Here is a 17,326-nt window from a genome sequence, read left to right on the forward strand (position 1 = left end):
TCAGGGCCGGGGTCGACGTGGGGCGTTGACGATGCTCTCCCGCCGGTTGGGATCCCACTCCGGGGTCTCGGCCAGCCGGCGTGGGTAGTACCACCAGCGCCACCACAGCCAGATGGCCGGGCCGATCCCCGGCAGGATGAACAGGGTCAGCAGCCACGGCAGGCGCCGGTGTTCATCCAGCGGTGAGCGCATCAGGGACACCAGGGCGGTCATGAGCAGCCCCAGCAGGACCGCCGAGAGGACCCACAGCCCGATCTGCCCCGCCACGGGGATCTGGTCGGCCATGGTCAGAACAGTGCCACCTTCTGAGCCGGGGCGAAGATCTCGTCCAGCTCAGCACGCTCCTGGTCAATGGGCACCCAGCACACGGCCTCGGCGTTCTGGCGGATCTGCTCCGGGCGCGTGGCCCCGGCGATCACCGAGGACACCGGCTCCTGGGCGGCGAGCCAGGAGAAGGCGACCTGCAGCTCAGTCAGACCTCGTTCCCGGGCGAAGTCGCCGAAGGCCTTCAGCTGGTCCAGGTCGGCGTTCTCCACCATGGACTGCCGGGTGTGGGAGAGGCGGGATCCCTCCGGCGCCTGCCCGGAGGAGTACTTGCCGGTGAGCATGCCGTTGGCCAGCGGGAAATAGGGCAGCACGCCCAGCCCGTAGGCACGGGAGGCTGGCAGCACCTCCAGCTCGGCCCGCCGGTCCATCAGGTTGTAGTGGTTCTGGGCGGAGATGAAGCGTTCGGTGCCCTGCTCCCGCGCCACGAACTCGGCCTCGGCGATCTGCCAGCCGGACCGGTTGGAGTGCCCGATGTACCGGACCTTGCCCGACCGCACCAGGTCGTCCAGCGCCGAGAGCGTCTCCTCGATCGGCGTCTGCGGGTCCGGGGTGTGGAACTGGTAGAGATCGATCCAGTCCGTCCCCAGGCGGCGCAACGAGGCCTCCACCGCGCGGACGATGTAGCGGCGGGAGCCGCGAGCCCCATGGTCGTTGCCGTTGACGCCCTGCATGTCCATCCCGAACTTGGTGGCCAGCACCACCTCGTCGCGGCGCGTGCCCAGGGCACGGCCGAGGCGTTCCTCGCTCAGGCCAGGCTGGGCGCCGTACATGTCCGCCACGTCGAACAGGGTCACGCCAGCGTCCAGCGCGGCATGCACGACGGCGTCCGTCCCCTCCTGCTCCAGGGTGGCGGTTCCCGGGCGGCCCAGGTTGTTGCAGCCCAGTCCGACGACGGAAACGGTCAGGCCGGAACGGCCCAGGCGACGATAGTCCACAGGAAGGGTCCTCTCACGAAGTCGTTCTGATCAGGAGCGGAGGGTGGCGGCGGCCACCCGCGAGGCCTGCACCCCGGCGTGCTTGGCGGCGGCGGGGATCTCCGCCTGCGCCTTGGCCGCATGCGGGGTCTCGACCTCCAGCACAGCCTGTCCGCTCTCGGTGCGCACCTGCACGACCTCACCCAGTCCCCGCCAGGCTAGTTGATTGGTCAGCTCTGCTCGCAGACGCTCCACCAGTGAGGTCTCCACCGTGGTGGGCTCGGTGCCCTTGAACCGGTAGGTGACCTCCACCCGGGCCAGCTGGTCCTGCTCCAGCGGAGCGAATCCGTCAGCCTGGCACTGCGCGGCGAACGTGGCCAGCAGCTCCTCTCCGTCCTGGGCCTCCGCCACGGGTTCGGCGGCAGTGGTGCCGGTGGTGCCCACGCGCCCGTGGTGCACCACGAACTCACCCGGGCCGTCCTCCCCCGGCACGAACCAGGCTTCGCGATACTCCAGGCGGCGCTGCCCGCCGTCCTGCTCAGTGCGTCGGTAGGTGCGGACGATGCTCATGGGCGACCCTTCGTCGTCGGGAACTGACCGGTGCTGGTGTCCTGGCCGTGACCCTGTCCCTCGGGCAGCGGACGGGCGAACGGGACCTTGGTGCCCAGCACCTGCGCCAGAGTGTCCTGGGCGATCTGACGAGCGGTCAGGCCGGTGCGCTCCAGGATCTGGTCACGGGACCCGTGGGCCAGGAACTCCACGGGCAGTCCGACCTCGTTCAGGGCAGTGTCCACGCCACGGGCGCGCATCTCCTGGCGGATCCGGGACCCCACTCCACCGGCCTTCACCCCGTCCTCCAGACAGACGACGAGGCGATGGTCGCGCGCCAGATCGATCACGCTCTCCTGCACCGGCAGCACCCACCTGGGGTCCACCACGGTGGCGGTGACGCCCTGGTCCGCCAGGCGCGCTGCCACGTCCAGTCCGAGCTCGGCCATGGTCCCGACGGCGACCACCAGCACATCGCGTTCGGCGCCGGGCTCCTCCGAGGCCGCACCCAGACGCACCAGCACATCGGTGCCGTCCTGGAGCCGCTCCAGTGCAGCGATCTCCGGGCCCACAGAGCCCTTGGAGAACCGCACCACGGTGGGCGCGTCCTCCACGGACACCGCTTCCCGCAGCTCTTCGCGCAGCCGCTCGGCGTCACGGGGTGCGGCGATGCGCAGGGACGGGACGGACTGCAGCAGCGCCAGGTCCCACATGCCGTGGTGACTGGGGCCGTCGGGACCGGTGACACCGGCCCGATCCAGCACGAAGGTGACGCCGGCCCGGTGCAGGCCCACATCCATCAGGACCTGGTCGAAGGCACGGTTGAGGAAGGTGGCGTAGATGGCCACCACGGGGTGCAGGCCGCCGAAGGCCATGCCGGCGGCGGAGGTGACGGCGTGCTGCTCGGCGATGCCCACGTCATACACCCGGGAGGGGTGCTTGGCCGCCATGGCGCCCAGGCCCACGGGGATCTGCATGGCGGCGGTGATCGCCACCACGTCCTCCCGCTCGTCGGCGATCGCCAGGATCTCCTCGCCAAAGACACTGGTCCAGGACGGACCGGACGAGAAGGCCACCGGCTCGCCGGTTTCCGGGTCGATCTGCCCGATCGCGTGGAACTGGTCGTCCACATGCGCCACGGCGGGACCGTAGCCGTGCCCCTTCTCCGTCATGGCGTGCACGATCACCGGACCGGCATAGTTCCGAGCGTCCTGGAGGGCTTCCTCCAGCTCGGCCTGGTCGTGCCCGTTGATGGGGCCGATGTACTTCATGCCCAGGTCCTCGAACAGGCCCTGCGGCGCCCACCAGTCCTTGATGCCCTTCTTGGTGGCGTGCAGGGAGCGGTACATGAACCGCCCGGCCACTCCCCCGGTCTGCAGCCGCGACTTCCACCAGTCCAGGGTGTCCTCGTAGTTGCGGTGCGTGCGCAGCTTGTCCAGGAACACCCGGCGCAGCCCGGAGAGCTGATTGGCCAGCCCGCCCACAGTGGGGGCATAGGAGCGGCCGTTGTCATTGACCACGATCACCACGCGGCGGTCCCGGTCGGCGGCGATGTTGTTCACGGCCTCCCAGGCCATGCCGCCGGTCAGGGCGCCGTCCCCGATCACGGCGACCACGAACCGGTCCCCTTCACCGCGCAGCTTCCAGGCCCGGGAGATCCCATCCGCCCAGGAGAGCGAGCTGGAGGCGTGGGAGGACTCCACGATGTCATGCACCGACTCGGCGCGGTCCCCGTAGCCGGAGAGCCCGCCCTGCTGGCGCAGCGTGGAGAAGTCCTGCCGCCCGGTGATCAGCTTGTGCACGTAGGACTGGTGACCGGTGTCGAAGATGACCCCGTCCCGGGGGGAGTCGAAGACCCGGTGGATCGCCAGCGTCAGCTCCACCACGCCCAGGTTGGGTCCGAGGTGCCCGCCGGTGCGCGAGACGTTGGTGATCAGGAAGCTGCGGATCTCCTCAGCCAGCCGCGCCATCTGGTCGTCGGTCAGGCGGGAGAGGTCCTGGGGTGAGCTGATGGTCTCCAGAAGGCCCACGGGCGTGCGGTCCTCTCTGCTGTGGGATGGGGTGTGCCGCCGGTCAGGCGTCCGGGTGGACCGGATGCCGCCGCGGCGTTCGTTCGCTCCAGCCTACCGCGCACGGTGCCCCCACCTGGGGATCCCGGGACCAGGCAGGACCACGACGACGGCCGGTGACCTATCGCTGGAAAGGTCACCGGCCGTCGTCGGGTGCGGTCAGATCAGCTGCGAGGACTCAGGGTCCCCGCTGCCTCACTTGGCGGAGATCTGACGGAGCACGTACTGCAGGATGCCGCCGTTGCGGTAGTAGTCGGCCTCAGCCGGGGTGTCGATGCGCACGACCGCGTCGAACTCCGTGCTCTTGCCGTCCTCGCCCTGGGCGGTGACCTTCACGGTCTTCGGGGTGGAGCCGTCGTTCAGGACGGTGATCCCGGAGATCTCGAAGGTCTCGGTCCCGGTCAGGCCCAGCGAGTCCGCGGACTCGCCCTGGGGGAACTGCAGTGGCAGCACACCCATGCCGATCAGGTTCGAGCGGTGGATGCGCTCGAAGGACTCGGCGATCACGGCCTTGACGCCCAGCAGTGCGGTGCCCTTGGCCGCCCAGTCACGGGAGGACCCGGAGCCGTACTCCTTGCCGGCCAGGACGACCAGCGGGGTGCCGGCGGCCTGGTAGTTCTGGGAGGCGTCGTAGACGTAGGCCTGCGGTGCGCCCTCCTGGGTGAAGTCACGGGTGAAGCCGCCCTCCACGCCGTCCAGCAGCTGGTTCTTGATGCGGATGTTGGCGAAGGTGCCGCGGATCATCACCTCGTGGTTGCCACGGCGGGAGCCGTACGAGTTGAAGTCCTTGCGCTCCACACCGTTCTCCAGCAGGTACTTGCCCGCCGGGGTGTCCGACTTGAACGAGCCGGCCGGGGAGATGTGGTCGGTGGTGACCGAGTCGCCCAGCTTCAGCAGCACACGTGCACCGGTGATGTCCTGGACCGGCTCGGGCTGAACCTGGATGCCCTCGAAGTACGGGGGCTTGCGGACGTAGGTGGAGTTCGGATCCCACTCGAAGGTGTCGCCCTCGGGGGTGTCCAGGGAGCGCCAGCGCTCGTCACCGTCGAAGATGGTCGAGTACTCCTTGGTGAACATCTCGGTGTCGATCGAGGCGTCGATGATCTCCTGGACCTCGGTGGGGTCCGGCCAGATGTCCTTGAGGAAGATGTCCTTGCCCTCGGAGTCCTGACCCAGCGGATCGTTCTCGAAGTCGAAGTCCATGGTTCCGGCCAGGGCGTAGGCCACCACCAGCGGCGGGGAGGCCAGGTAGTTCATCTTCACGTCCGGGTTGATCCGGCCCTCGAAGTTGCGGTTGCCGGAGAGCACCGAGGTCACGGACAGGTCGTTGTCCTGGATGGCCTGGGAGATCTCGGACTCCAGCGGACCGGAGTTGCCGATGCAGGTGGTGCAGCCGTAGCCGACGATGTGGAAGCCCAGGGCCTCCAGCGACGGGATCAGGCCGGACTTCTCGTAGTAGTCGGTCACGACCTTGGAGCCCGGGGCCACGGAGGTCTTGACCCACGGCTTGGAGGTCAGGCCCTTCTCCACGGCGTTGCGGGCCAGCACGGCGGCGGCCATCATCACCGAGGGGTTGGAGGTGTTGGTGCAGGAGGTGATCGAGGCGATCGAGACCGCACCGTGGTCCAGCTCGAACTGGCGGCCGTCCTCCATGGACACCGGCACCGACTTGGACGGACGGCCCTCGCCGGCCTCGTCCTCGGTGGCGTAGTGGTGGATGTCCTTGCGGAACTGCTCCTTGGAGTCAGTCAGCTCGATGCGGTCCTGCGGACGCTTGGGGCCGGAGATCGAGGGCACCACGGTGGACAGGTCCAGCTCGAGGTACTCGGAGTACTTCACCTCGGAGGAGGGGTCATGCCACATGCCCTGCTCCTTGGTGTAGGCCTCCACCAGGGCGATGTTCTCCTCGGAGCGGCCGGTCAGGCGCAGGTAGTCCAGGGTGACGTCGTCGATGGGGAACATGGCCGCGGTGGAGCCGAACTCCGGGGACATGTTGCCGATGGTGGCACGGTTGGCCAGCGGCACCGAGCCCACGCCCTCGCCGTAGAACTCCACGAACTTGCCCACCACACCGTGGTTGCGCAACATCTCGGTGATGGTCAGCACCACGTCGGTGGCGGTGGCGCCGGCGGGGATGGAGCCGGTCAGCTTGAAGCCGACCACGCGCGGGATCAACATGGAGACGGGCTGGCCCAGCATGGCGGCCTCGGCCTCGATGCCGCCCACGCCCCAGCCCAGCACGCCCAGGCCGTTGACCATGGTGGTGTGGGAGTCGGTGCCGACGCAGGAGTCCGGGTAGGCACGCAGCACGCCGTCGACCGCACGGGTCATCACGGTGCGGGCCAGGTTCTCGATGTTGACCTGGTGCACGATGCCCATGCCCGGGGGGACGACCTTGAAGTCATCGAACGCGGTCTGGCCCCAGCGCAGGAACTGGTAGCGCTCACCGTTGCGCTGGTACTCGATCTCCATGTTCCGCTCGATCGCCTGATCGTTGCCGAAGGAGTCGATCTGGACGGAGTGGTCGATGACCAGCTCGGCCGGAGCCAGCGGGTTCACGCGCTTGGGGTCCCCGCCCAGGTCCTCGATGGCCTCACGCATGGTGGCCAGGTCCACGATGCAGGGAACACCGGTGAAGTCCTGCATGATCACGCGGGCCGGGGTGAACTGGATCTCGGTGTCCGGCTCGGCATCCGGGTTCCAGGAGGCCAGGGCCTTGATCTGCTCGGAGGTGACGTTGGCGCCGTCCTCGGTGCGCAGCAGGTTCTCCAGCAGGACCTTCAGCGAGTACGGCAGCTTCTCATAGCCGTCCACCGCCTTGAGTCGGAAGATCTCGTACTCAGCACCCTGGACGTCAAGGACGCCCTTGGAGCCGAAGCTGTCAACAGTAGTCACGGGGACTCCTCTTCCCGCCCAGTGCCGGGCGATGTCACGGCGATGTGGCAGCCTGCTCTCTCTCACACAGCGGGCTTCGGATCCATCCTAGCCGCAGAGCGCGCCGGTGTTCCGTGCATCACGGCCGGTCACTGCTCCACGCGCTCCAGCACGGCCACCGACTCCATGTGGTGGGTGTCCGGGTAGAGGTCCAGCACCTCCAGGCCCGTGGTGCGCCAGCCCAGCTGGGTGAACTGGCCCAGGTCCCGTGCGAACGAGGCCGGATCGCAGGAGACGTAGACCACCCGTCCCGGCGAGAGCTGGTGGATCTGCTCGACCACCCGCTGTCCGGCGCCGGCACGCGGGGGATCCAGCACCACCGTGTCCAGCCGGCGGCCGCCGAGCCCGCCCTCGTCCAGGGAGGCGTTCCGGTCCCGCAGCCAGCCGGCCAGGACACGGTCCGTGGTGCCGTTCTGCACCACCGCCGGCGGGGCGGCGTGGAGATTGCGCCGGGCATCTCGGCTGGCACCCGGAGAGGCCTCGACCGACAGCACCGTCCCGTCTGGCCCCACGGCCTCGGCCAGGAAGGCCGAGAACAGTCCCGCACCGCCGTAGAGGTCCGCCACCGTCTGACCGGCGGAGGGCTGGGCGGCGGCCAGGACATGGTCCACCAGCAGCGCTGGAGCACGCCGGTGCACCTGCCAGAAGCCGTCCGCGGTGATCCGGAAGTCCTTGCGCCCCGCGTGGGTGGACTCGACCGTCTCCTGCACCCAGGTCCGTCCGCGCAAGCGCACGATCTCCGGGCTGTCCTGGCGACGCGGCCCGGGCACCAGCAGCACCACTGAGGTCCCTGCCGGCAGGCGCGAGGTCTGCTGATGCATCCGACCGGACAGGGCCGGAATGTCCTGAACGGTCTGCTCGGTGGGAGTGAGCACCACCAGGGCCTCGTCCGAGCCCGCCGGTGTGGCCACCTCCACGCGCTCGATGCCGGTGAAGTTCAGGTCCCACAGCTTCAGCTCATCCAGCCGATGCACGCCCAGGGGCATGTTGCGCACCGGCACCAGGATGGAGGACCGGTGGACATGCATGGAGAGCCGTCCGGCCGGGGTGACGGCGAAGGCGTTGCGGGTCCGCCAGTGCAGGCCGGTGGGGTCATCCCCGTCGGCTCCACTCACATGCACCTCGAAAGTCAGACCGGCGATCCGCTGCAGGGTGTCCCGGAAGACCTGGGCCTTGAGCCGGCGCTGGTGCGGCAGCACGATGTGGCCGTACTCCGCGCCGCCCACCGGGTGTCGTCCAGCGGCGTGGGCCCGCAGCGAGTCGGCGAGCTTCCACTGGTGGGTCCGCCGGAACTCCGAGGGGCGCAGGACCTCCACCACGTCCCCCCGCCAGAACCGGGCCTTCTCCCCCGCGTCGGTGATCAGCACCCGGACGATTTCGCCCGGAATGGCATGACGCACGAACACCACACGGCCCTCATGCCGGGCCACACAATGGCCTCCGTGGGCCATGGGGCCGACCTCGACCTCGATCAGCTCAGGAGCGGTCTGAGCTGACGCACCGGATGAGGAGTGGGCGGTCATGGCAATGGACTCCTGACGGTCGTGACGGTCCGGCGACGGGGTGTGGCGGTGCCGTGGTCCCGACTCTACTGCCCTGCCGCCCCGCGCTCAGGGTGAGATGCCTCGTGGAGCCTCGGGGCGTCGTCGTGCCCCAGGTCCTCCAGGGCCTCCTGGAGCTGCCAGGGCACCGAGGCCACCATGACCCCCGGCTCGCGGTGCAGCCGCTGCTTGATCCGGGCCGCCGTGCGGTTGTGCAGCAGGGTGTGCCACCCCGGTGCCACCACGTACTCGGGGATGTAGACCACCACCAGGTCTCGGGGCGAGGTGCGGCGCAGGGCCCGCAGGTGCCGGATCAGCGGGGCGATCATCTCCCGATAGGGCGAGGCCAGGACCGTGACCGGGACCTCCACCTGGAGTCGGTCCCACTCAGCGAGCAGCTCCTCGGTCCGTTCGGCGTCCAGGTCCACCACCACAGCCTGCAGGGTGGACGGTCGGGAGGCCCGCGCGTATGCCAGGGCCCGCAGCGTGGGGCGGTGCACCGTGGAGACCAGGATCAGCGCGTGGACGCGGGAGGGCAGGGCCCGGGCGTCCTGATCCGGTGTCAGCGCCAGCTCGGCGGAGACCTCCTGGTAGTGACCGCGCACTCGGGTCATGACCAGCACAAGGAGGCCGATCGCCAGCAGCGCCACCCAGGCGCCCTGGACGAATCGGGTGGTCAGCACCACGATCGCCACCAGGGCCGTGACGGCGAAGCCCACCGTGCTCACCACCAGCCGGGTCCGGACCGCGGTGCGGGCCTGCCGCCCCGCCGTGGTGACCAGGGTGCGGCGCCAGTGCCGGACCATGCCCAGCTGGGAGAGCGTGAAGGCCAGGAACACGCCGATCACGTAGAGCTGGACCAGCAGGGCGGTCTGCGCACGGAAGACGACCACCAGGATCAGCGCGGCCAACGCCAGCAGCAGGATGCTGCGCGTGAAGGTCAGCCGGTCCCCGCGGGTGGCCAGCTGCCGCGGCAGGTAGCCGTCCGTGGCCAGCCGGGAGACCAGGTCCGGAAACGAGCTGAACGCGGACTGACCGGCGATCCCCAGCAGCGCCACCACCACGGAGATCAACAGGATGGACGGAACGGTCCCCTCCCCGAACACGGCGCGGGCCAGCTGGGCCAGCACCGGGTGCTGCACGTAGTCCGAGGGCAGGGAGCCGCCGTCCGCCTGCCGCAGCGAGTCCGCTTCCAGGGTCACCACCACCCCCGTTCCCGCGGCCAGGTGCATCACCCCGAAGGTCATCACGGCGGTGAGCAGCCCCATCACCAGCATCACGAAGCGGGCCGTGCGGATCCGGGGCTGGGCCATCGAGGCCACGTTGGAGGCCGGGACCTCCACGCCCGTGACCAACGCCGAACCGGAGGAGAAGGCCCGCAGCACCAGCACGCCCATGGCCAGGGCGCCGACCCCGGTGGCGAAGGCCGGATCCGGCACGGCGGTCAGCCCCGCGGACGCCGCCGGGGAGAGCGTGCCCCGGTTCTCCTGGACCAGTCCGGTCGCCAGCAGAGCGAGCATCCCGGCCAGGAAGAGATAGACCAGGACCGCCGTGATCCGCCGGCCGCGACCGGCGCCGCGCACATTGGACAGTGCCAGCACCAGGACAGCACCCAGGGCGATCCACAGCTCGCGTCCGGCCAGCCCAGGGACCAGAGCGATCAGGTACTGGGCCAGCGCCGCCACGGACACCGCCACCGTGAACACCAGGTCCAGCATCATGGCGGCGGCCACCGTCACCCCGGCCCGCGGACCCAGGTTGGAGGAGGCGATCTGGTAGTCCCCTCCCCGCGGGTAGGCGCGCACGGAGACCCGGTAGGAGAGCACGATCAGCAGCATCACCGCCACCACGGCCAGGCCGATCTGAGGTCCGAGTGCCAACAGGGCCACCCCACCCAGCGCCAGGGTCATCAGGATCTCGTCCGGGGCGTAGGCGGTGGAGGAGAAGGCATTGGCGGAGTACACCGGCAGGGCGGTCCCCCGGCCCAGCGGGCGGCGACGCAGCCGTGCGGTGTCGAAGGGTCGGCCCACCAGCAGGCGGCGGGCGGATTCCAGGAGCCGTGGCACGCGTCCACGGTACTCCTCTCGTGGCACACTGGGACCGCAGATCCCCCGACGGCACCCCGCGCCGCTGCCGGGATGTGCAGAGAGGACGGTGTCCGAAGAGATGGCGCACTTCGTGATCATGGGCTGCGGCCGGGTCGGCTCCTCGCTCGCCCTCACCCTCGAGGACGGCGGACACTCGGTGGCCGTGGTGGACCAGGACGAGCAGGCCTTCCGTCGACTGGGCCGCCACTTCAGCGGTCAGCGCGTCACCGGCGTCGGCTTCGATCGGGATGCCCTGACCCGTGCGCGCATCCAGGACGCCTACGCCTTCGCGGCCGTCTCCTCCGGGGACAACTCCAACATCATCGCCGCCCGGGTCGCCCGGGAGACCTTCGGAGTGGAGCATGTGGTGGCGCGCATCTACGACCCCGGCCGGGCGGAGGTCTTCCAGCGGCTGGGCATCCCCACCGTCGCCGCCGTGCGCTGGTCCACCGACCAGGTGCTGCGCCGGATCCTGCCTGAGCAGGCCCTGGCCGGGGACTTCAGGGACGCCTCCGGCCAGGCACTGATGGCCGAGGTCCGCCTCTCCCCCTCCTGGGTGGGACATCCGCTCACCGAGGTGGAGGAGGCGGCCGGCATCCGGGTCTGCCTCGTCACCCGGTTCGGCGAAGGCGTGGTGCCCACAGCCGAGATGCTCTACCAGCACGGGGACATCGTGCATGCCATGATCGCGGTCACCGATCGAGCCGAGGCCGAACGGGTGCTCGCCCGGGGGCCGGACGCCCAGACGGACGACGACGACGGCCGGTCGCCTCAGCAGGTCCAGGACGGAGGGGCTCGATGAGAGTCATCATCACAGGAGCCGGATCCGTGGGGTCCTCGATCGCACGGGAGCTGCTGGAGAACGGCCATGAGGTGCTGCTCGTGGACATCACCCCGGAGGTGGTGGCCCGGGCGGGGCTGCGCGGCGCCAAGTGGCTGGTCGGGGATGCCTGTGAGCTCTCGGTCCTGCGTGAGGCGCAGCTGGCCACCGCCGATGTGCTGGTGGCGGCCACCGGGGATGACAAGGCCAATCTGGTGGTCTCTCTGCTGGCTAAGGCCGAGTTCGGCGTGGGCCGGACCGTGGCCCGGGTCAACAACCCCAAGAACGACTGGCTCTTCGACGACGCCTGGGGCGTGGACGTGGCGGTGTCCACGCCGCGCATCATGACAGCGCTCGTGGAGGAGGCCGTGGAGACCGGCGACGTGGTCCGGCTGCTGACGCTGCGGTCCGGACAGAGCAGCATGGTGGAGTTCACCGTCCCCGACGGACACTGGACCGAGGGCCGACGCATCGGCTCGGTCTCCTGGCCGGAGGACGCCGCCGTGGTGGCGGTCATCCGGGACGCCCGGCCGATCACGCCTCATCAGGACGATGTGATGGAGGTCGGCGACGAGGTCTTCTTCCTCACCACCGTGGAGGCCGAGGGTCGGCTGCGGGAGATGCTCGTCCCCGAGGAGGTGCGCCGGGCACGCTCAGCGCGCCGCAGCCGCCGGGACACCGCCACGCGGGCCCCGGCCATGGAGGGCCGAGACGTCGCCGTGGAACCGGGCGGCGATCCGAGATCGGACTGACCAGCTGGCCCGGTGCCGCGCCGCGGTGGATCACCGGTGGCGGTCGGGGTGCTCCATCCGCTGTTCGTCGGCAGGTGACTGCCCCGCCGGGGCGGAGACCAGCCACGCCATCCACAGGGCCAGACCGTAGAGCGGCAGGCCCATGGCCAGCCGGGTGGTGCCCAGGGCCACGAGATTGTCACTGAGGTACAACGGCACCTGGACGATCAGGCGCAGGGCCAGGGCGGCCACCACGAACCAGGTCGCCACACTGTAGCGACGCCGACGTGATGCCACCTGACGCCATTCCAGGCCCTCACCGCGGATGAGTCCGAAGAGCACCCCCATCAGCGGCCACCCAACGACTACCGAGATGCCCATGACCAGGATGTAGACGGCGTTGGTGATGAAGCCCCAGACATAGAAGTCCTTGGCCTCGCCGGTGTTCAGGGCCACCACCACGCACAGGGCGACGGCGGCCAGCCCCGCCAGGGCCTGGACCGGGCTCTGCCGCTGCACGAGCCGCAGCACGCTGAACACGGCCGCCACGGCCACGGCTCCGATCCCCGCGCCCCACAGCTGCCCGGTGAAGGTGAAGACGACGAGGAACACCGCAGAGGGCAGCACCGATTCGATCAGCCCACGCCAGCCGCCGATCGTGGCCAGCACATCCAGGGTGCCGTCCTCACGCGTGCTGGCCGAGGAGCCGATCGATCTCAGGGTCTGATCCCACTGGCCGGTGGACGAGCCGCCCTCGGATGCCGAGGAGGCCGCGGTGGCGTGCGAGCCCTCCGGCTCGTGGGCGGGGGGAGGAGGCTGTTGATCCGTCACGGAGCACCTTCGGCAACAGGTCGAAACGGGGGTTGTAGACGGTGGCCATGCCGTCCTGATCGGAGACGAAGCCGCGGATCCGCAGGCGACGGCCAGGAAGGATGCCCGGCACCACCCGTTGACCGATCCAGACCAGCCGGAGCCGCCGTCCGGTCGAGGAGATCTGTCCCGGGGCCGGCTCTGCGGTGGCCAGCTCGGCCGTGAACCGTGGTGCCACCCCGTGGCCGGGGCGGGTCACCGACTCCACGAATCCGACCTGCTCCACCACCCTGGCGCTGGCCCGGACAGTGGACGGCGCGGAGGGCACTCAGCCGACCTCGGTGATCTCAGGGCCACGCTCCGGCGGCCGCGTGGGGCCCGGGGTCTGTCCCTGATCCTTCAGGTTCGCGGGGCGGCCCGTGGTGGGATCCACCCGTCGCAGGCCGGCCGGCGGGTGCAGGGGCAGCAGGTCGCGCGGAGGCAGCGGAGTGTTCCCCCGGTCCACCACCACGTGGGAGAAGATCCGGTTCAGCGGCTCCGCCGCCTGCTCCTGGTAGGCGGCCTCGCCCCCGACGACGGCACGCAGGAACCAGCGCGGACCGTCCACACCGATGAACCGTGCCACGCGCCATCCAGGCTTGCCGTCCGGCAGCTGAGCGGGGATGCGGGCCAGCACCTCGGTGCCGAAGGGGCCCTGCCGCTCTCCGGCCTCTGCCCCCGCGTTCTTGCCCACCGAGGCCACGATCTCACCGCGGATCTCGTCCCAGAGCCCGGCGCTGCGCGGAGCGGCGAAGGCCTGGATCTGCATGGTCGAGGCCCCCAGGGTCAGCGTCACGGCGATCAGGCGCTGGGTGGAGTCCTCCACGTCCAAGCGCACCTGGAGGCCCTCGACCATGGGGATCCGCAGGGATCCCACGTCCATGTACCCCTGGGCCGGATTGCGCTCGCTGATGTCGAAGGGGCCGCCGCCCTCGGCGGCGAGGGAGCCGGCGTCGGAGTCCGGCTGTGCAGGGACCGTGGCCTCACGGTCCCGGGGGTCCTGGAGTTCCTCCGGAAGGACGACGGTCTCGACCTTCACGTTGCGATTGCGTCCGAAGAGCATGCTGTTGCCTACCTGTTCTGTGGTGCCTGGCCCGATCCAGGGTATGTCAGTGGGCTGGGGACTCTGAATCCGCCGCGGTCGCCGTGCCGAATCCGCCGGTGGACCCGAAGCCCTGCGCCCCCCGCTCAGAGTCCGGCAGATCCTGGACCAGCTCGAAGCGAGCGTGCGCCACCTGTTGGATGACCAGCTGGGCGATCCGGTCCCCGCGCTGCAGGCGGATCGGCTCGGTGCGGTCGGTGTTCAGCAGCGGGACCTTGATCTCGCCCCGGTAGCCGGCGTCGATGGTGCCGGGAGAGTTGACCAGGGTCAGCCCGTGGCGCACGGCCAGACCTGAGCGCGGGTGGACCAGGCCGACATAGCCCTCCGGCAGCGCGATCGCCACCCCGGTGGGCACCAGGGCGCGCTCCCCCGGCTCCAGGACCACGTCCTGGGTGGTCCGCAGATCCGCTCCGGCATCACCGGGCAGGGCATAGGACGGCGGCTCGATCCCCTCGTCCAGCAGGGTCACGGCCACGGTGGGGCGATCGATCACGGTGTCCTCTGTCCTCTCCGGGGTCAGCAGCGGGCGCGGGTGGACTGTCCTGAACCCGCAGGACCCGGGCGCTCCGGTCCGCACTGTACCGGACACCGCCGAAGGAGCACCGATGCACAGACCCGGAGGCAGGCCGGATATGGAACAGTAGAGACCATGCACCAGAGCCCGTCCTCCCCCACCGCACAGCCGTCCCCTCAGTCCCCGACCGCCCGTTCCGGCCCAGCCGCTGACACGGTGCTGTACGAGGAGCGGCTGACCCCTGCGTGGTGGATCTGGCTGGTGGCGCTGATGGTCTCCTCCCTGGCCATCCTGGTGTTCGTGCCGATCAGCCTGACCACCGGCATCACGGCGGCGGTGGTGATGTTCCTGGTGCTGGCGATCCTGCTGATCGTCTCCACGCCCCGGATCGAGGTCACCCAGCGGCTCCTGCGCGTGGGACGGGCCACCATCGAACGCGAGCATGTGGGACGGGTCACCGGATACCGGCGGGACGCCGCCACCGAACAGCGCGGACCATCCCTGCACGGCCTGGCCTACCTCTGCATCCGCGGGTGGGTGGACCCGGTGGTGCGCATCCAGATCACCGATGAGCGCGACCGCACCCCCTACTGGCTCACCAGCACCCGGCGTCCCGAGCAGCTGGTCGACGTCCTGGGCGGTGCGATGCACGTCCCGGCCCCGGAGACGACGACGGCCCCGCCAGACGCTGAGGACGGCGACCTGGCCTGACCCCTCACGGGCCAGTCGCCGGGCCGACGCCCGTCAGGATCCGACGGGGCCGTGCAGTGCGGGCTGGTTCAGCCCATGCAGTCGGTGCAGTGCAGCATGCCGTCCTTCTCCTTGGCCACCTGAGAGCGGTGGCGCACCAGGAAGCAGGTGCCGCAGGTGAACTCGTCGGCCTGCGCGGGCAGCACGCGAACCATCAGTTCTTCATCGGAGAGATCGGCACCGGGCAGCTCGAAGCCTTCCGCGGCCTCGGTCTCATCCTCGTCCACCACAGCCGACTGGGTGTCGGTGCGGCGCGACTTCAGCTCCTCGATCGAGTCCTCGCTGACGTCGTCGTCTGTCTTGCGTGGGGCGTCGTAATCAGTGGCCATGAGGTGTCTTCACGCTCCGCTCGATCTGGCCGGATCAGCTCCGGCCCGTGGTCAGGATGTTCGGGGGACACTCGGCGAGGACGGCGTCAAGTACCGCTCAGACGTGCAGGTCAGCGCCCCGGCGCCCCCTGCAGAACTCGCCACGGGAGTCCGTTCCTACCAGTGCCCGGACCCTGGGTCCAGGCGGTCACCCCGGTGCCCGCGTCGGTGAGATTGTTCCGTATCGGCAGAGAATCGCCAAATCGCCCTCAGCGAACAGCCGCCCGGGGGCCCGGGTGCCTCGTGGTGAGTCATGGTGCGTCGTGGGGCGAATCGTGGCAGAGTTCGGTAGGGACATTCCCCTTCTGCCTCCAGTGCGTCTGGCGATCCAGCACCGCGGGACCGGCCGAAGGACCATTCAGACCCGCCGTCGACCCCGTGGAGGACGAACATGCAGCAGCTTCGGCTCGTAGGTGTCCAGGAGGACGGCGAGAACCTGCTGTTGAGCAACGATGCCGGCGAGGAGTTCTCCCTCCCTGTCAACGAGTCCCTGCGATCAGCGGCCATGCGTCCCATCGGACGGCCCTCCGCGCAGGCGGCCGACGCCGCCACCGGTGTGCTCGCCCCGAAGGACATCCAGGCCCGCATCCGGGCGGGAGCCAGCGCCGAGCAGGTGGCCAGCGAGTTCGGACTGGACCTGGATCGGGTGCGCAAGTATGAGGGCCCCGTGCTGGCCGAGCGTGACTGGACCGCTCAGCTGGCCCGTCGCGTGGAGGTCGCCAGCCCTCAGCCCGGCCATGACCTGTACCGCTCCGCCTTCGGTGACGAGCCCGCCACCCTGGGTGAGATGGTCAGCCACCGGATCTCCGCCATGGGGATGGACTCCTCTACCCTGCGCTGGGACGCCTGGCGCGGACATGACGGCACGTGGACCGTGGTGGCCGACTTCTCCACGGAGGGCCTGGACGCGTCCGTGGGCGACCAGCCCCCGGCTGTCTGGTCCTTCCGCCCTGCCAGCAGCCACCTGGACAACCGCAACCGGTGGGCGCAGGTGCTCTCCGAGCTGGACCCGCTGGACGGTCCCTTCGGCGGTCGCCGCCTGGCTGCCGTGGGCGATCGTCCGTTCAACGTCGAGGAGGAGGACGTCCCCTCCCCCAGCCCGTTCCCGGCACCGGCCTCCCGCGGACCGCGGCCGGCGGTGGATGCCGACTCCCAGGACGAGCTGCTCGATGTCCTGCGCGCCCGCCGAGGTCAGCGTCTGGGTGCCGACGAAGAGGGCGACGATGAACTGGCTCTGATGCTCACCCGCGACGAACGGCCGACGTCCGAGCAGTCCGAGCGGCCGCGACTGCGCGTGGCCGGACAGGACGAGGACACCGATGGCCCGGCCCCGTCCTCTGCTGACGCTCTCTTCGAGGACGAGGGGCTCGAGGACCACTCGGCCTCCGAGGACCACGACGAAGATTCCGGGCACCTTCCGCTTCCCCTGGACTTCCCGACCCGCCGGGTCGTCGGTCCCCAGGACGAGGAGGACGATGAGGAGTGGGTCCAGGAGCGCAGCGCGCGCAACGCTCGCGGCGGTGGCCGTCATGACCGCCACGGACGCAACGGACAGATCGCCGGCCAGACCGACGCGCTGGAGTCCTCCTCGACCGACCAGGAGGACTCTGGTCCCGAGACCCACCGCGAGTCTGAGACGGACTCCTCAGGCGATCCGGACCCGGAGACCGGCAAGGGCGGGCGCCGCCGTGGTCGCCAGAAGCGGGCGACCGTGCCCAGCTGGGATGAGATCGTCTTCGGACGCAAGAACGACTGACGGATGGAAGTCCTC

15 protein-coding genes are annotated in these 17,326 nt (G+C 70.0%); 4 read left to right on the forward strand and 11 right to left on the reverse strand.

Annotated elements, in window-relative coordinates; translation table 11 throughout:
- The 7 genes from ACEXHE_RS03655 to ACEXHE_RS03685 all read right to left on the reverse strand — a co-directional run bounded on the left by ACEXHE_RS03655 (position 1) and on the right by ACEXHE_RS03685 (position 10,400).
- Positions 1–285, reverse strand: coding sequence for a hypothetical protein (locus ACEXHE_RS03655; RefSeq protein WP_356966543.1), 285 nt, complete (start codon positions 283–285; stop codon positions 1–3).
- A 2-nt stretch (positions 286–287) separates the two neighbouring features.
- Positions 288–1,262, reverse strand: a complete 975-nt coding sequence (locus ACEXHE_RS03660) for an aldo/keto reductase (protein WP_356966545.1) — start codon at positions 1,260–1,262, stop codon at positions 288–290.
- Positions 1,263–1,292: 30 nt separating this feature from the next.
- Positions 1,293–1,811 carry a hypothetical protein gene (locus ACEXHE_RS03665; RefSeq protein ID WP_091696318.1) on the reverse strand — a complete coding sequence of 173 codons (519 nt, stop codon included), beginning with the start codon at positions 1,809–1,811 and terminating at the stop codon, positions 1,293–1,295.
- Complete coding sequence (dxs, locus tag ACEXHE_RS03670; RefSeq protein WP_374784734.1) at positions 1,808–3,820, reverse strand: 1-deoxy-D-xylulose-5-phosphate synthase; 2,013 nt, start codon at positions 3,818–3,820, stop codon at positions 1,808–1,810. Before dxs ends, ACEXHE_RS03665 begins: the two co-directional genes overlap by 4 nt.
- Positions 3,821–4,054: 234 nt before the next feature.
- A complete protein-coding gene (acnA, locus tag ACEXHE_RS03675) occupies positions 4,055–6,754 on the reverse strand; it encodes an aconitate hydratase AcnA (protein WP_374784735.1) in 2,700 nt (899 codons plus the stop codon).
- A 128-nt stretch (positions 6,755–6,882) separates the two neighbouring features.
- A complete protein-coding gene (locus tag ACEXHE_RS03680; RefSeq protein ID WP_356966551.1) occupies positions 6,883–8,316 on the reverse strand; it encodes a TRAM domain-containing protein in 1,434 nt (477 codons plus the stop codon).
- A 65-nt stretch (positions 8,317–8,381) separates the two neighbouring features.
- Positions 8,382–10,400 carry an APC family permease gene (locus ACEXHE_RS03685; protein WP_374784736.1) on the reverse strand — a complete coding sequence of 673 codons (2,019 nt, stop codon included), beginning with the start codon at positions 10,398–10,400 and terminating at the stop codon, positions 8,382–8,384.
- Positions 10,401–10,500: 100 nt separating this feature from the next.
- Between ACEXHE_RS03685 and ACEXHE_RS03690 the strand changes: the two genes are divergently transcribed.
- Both ACEXHE_RS03690 and ACEXHE_RS03695 read left to right on the forward strand, forming a co-directional pair.
- Entirely contained in the window at positions 10,501–11,223 is a 723-nt protein-coding gene (locus tag ACEXHE_RS03690; RefSeq protein ID WP_091696695.1) for a TrkA family potassium uptake protein, read from the forward strand.
- Positions 11,220–11,993, forward strand: coding sequence for a potassium channel family protein (locus ACEXHE_RS03695; RefSeq protein ID WP_374784737.1), 774 nt, complete (start codon positions 11,220–11,222; stop codon positions 11,991–11,993). The genes ACEXHE_RS03690 and ACEXHE_RS03695 overlap by 4 nt, the downstream gene beginning before the upstream one ends.
- A 30-nt stretch (positions 11,994–12,023) precedes the next feature.
- On the opposite strand, the gene ACEXHE_RS03700 is transcribed toward ACEXHE_RS03695, so the two are convergent.
- From ACEXHE_RS03700 to dut, 3 genes are all read right to left on the reverse strand, one after another.
- On the reverse strand, positions 12,024–12,803 hold the full coding sequence (locus tag ACEXHE_RS03700; protein ID WP_374784738.1) for a DUF3159 domain-containing protein: 780 nt from the start codon (positions 12,801–12,803) through the stop codon (positions 12,024–12,026).
- A 307-nt stretch (positions 12,804–13,110) separates the two neighbouring features.
- Positions 13,111–13,884, reverse strand: a complete 774-nt coding sequence (locus ACEXHE_RS03705; RefSeq protein ID WP_374784739.1) for a DUF3710 domain-containing protein — start codon at positions 13,882–13,884, stop codon at positions 13,111–13,113.
- A 46-nt stretch (positions 13,885–13,930) separates the two neighbouring features.
- Positions 13,931–14,416 (reverse strand): dUTP diphosphatase, encoded by a 486-nt coding sequence (dut, locus tag ACEXHE_RS03710; protein WP_285178666.1) that lies wholly within the window; start codon positions 14,414–14,416, stop codon positions 13,931–13,933.
- A gap of 156 nt (positions 14,417–14,572) precedes the next feature.
- Between dut and ACEXHE_RS03715 the strand changes: the two genes are divergently transcribed.
- Positions 14,573–15,148 (forward strand): DUF3093 domain-containing protein, encoded by a 576-nt coding sequence (locus tag ACEXHE_RS03715; protein WP_356966559.1) that lies wholly within the window; start codon positions 14,573–14,575, stop codon positions 15,146–15,148.
- Between the two features lie 68 nt (positions 15,149–15,216).
- On the opposite strand, the gene ACEXHE_RS03720 is transcribed toward ACEXHE_RS03715, so the two are convergent.
- On the reverse strand, positions 15,217–15,516 hold the full coding sequence (locus ACEXHE_RS03720; protein ID WP_091696340.1) for a DUF4193 domain-containing protein: 300 nt from the start codon (positions 15,514–15,516) through the stop codon (positions 15,217–15,219).
- A gap of 430 nt (positions 15,517–15,946) precedes the next feature.
- Here ACEXHE_RS03720 and sepH point away from each other — a divergent pair, with 430 nt between their 5' ends.
- Positions 15,947–17,311: a septation protein SepH gene (sepH, locus tag ACEXHE_RS03725; protein ID WP_374784740.1), complete on the forward strand. Its 1,365-nt coding sequence runs from the start codon at positions 15,947–15,949 to the stop codon at positions 17,309–17,311.
- The last annotated feature ends 15 nt before the right edge of the window (positions 17,312–17,326 follow it).

Origin of the sequence: Micrococcus sp. IITD107 (genome assembly GCF_041927415.1) — a bacterium.
In the GTDB taxonomy this organism is placed as follows: Bacteria; Actinomycetota; Actinomycetes; order Actinomycetales; family Micrococcaceae; genus Citricoccus; species Citricoccus terreus.

Coding starts and splice junctions, on each gene's coding strand:
- ACEXHE_RS03655 (WP_356966543.1), bottom strand. CDS start 285: ATGGCCGACCAGATCCCCGTGGCGGGGCAGATCGGGCTGTGGGTCCTC.
- ACEXHE_RS03665 (WP_091696318.1), bottom strand. CDS start 1,811: ATGAGCATCGTCCGCACCTACCGACGCACTGAGCAGGACGGCGGGCAG.
- ACEXHE_RS03680 (WP_356966551.1), bottom strand. CDS start 8,316: ATGACCGCCCACTCCTCATCCGGTGCGTCAGCTCAGACCGCTCCTGAG.
- ACEXHE_RS03690 (WP_091696695.1), top strand. CDS start 10,501: ATGGCGCACTTCGTGATCATGGGCTGCGGCCGGGTCGGCTCCTCGCTC.
- ACEXHE_RS03695 (WP_374784737.1), top strand. CDS start 11,220: ATGAGAGTCATCATCACAGGAGCCGGATCCGTGGGGTCCTCGATCGCA.
- ACEXHE_RS03705 (WP_374784739.1), bottom strand. CDS start 13,884: ATGCTCTTCGGACGCAATCGCAACGTGAAGGTCGAGACCGTCGTCCTT.
- ACEXHE_RS03715 (WP_356966559.1), top strand. CDS start 14,573: ATGCACCAGAGCCCGTCCTCCCCCACCGCACAGCCGTCCCCTCAGTCC.
- ACEXHE_RS03720 (WP_091696340.1), bottom strand. CDS start 15,516: ATGGCCACTGATTACGACGCCCCACGCAAGACAGACGACGACGTCAGC.
- sepH (WP_374784740.1), top strand. CDS start 15,947: ATGCAGCAGCTTCGGCTCGTAGGTGTCCAGGAGGACGGCGAGAACCTG.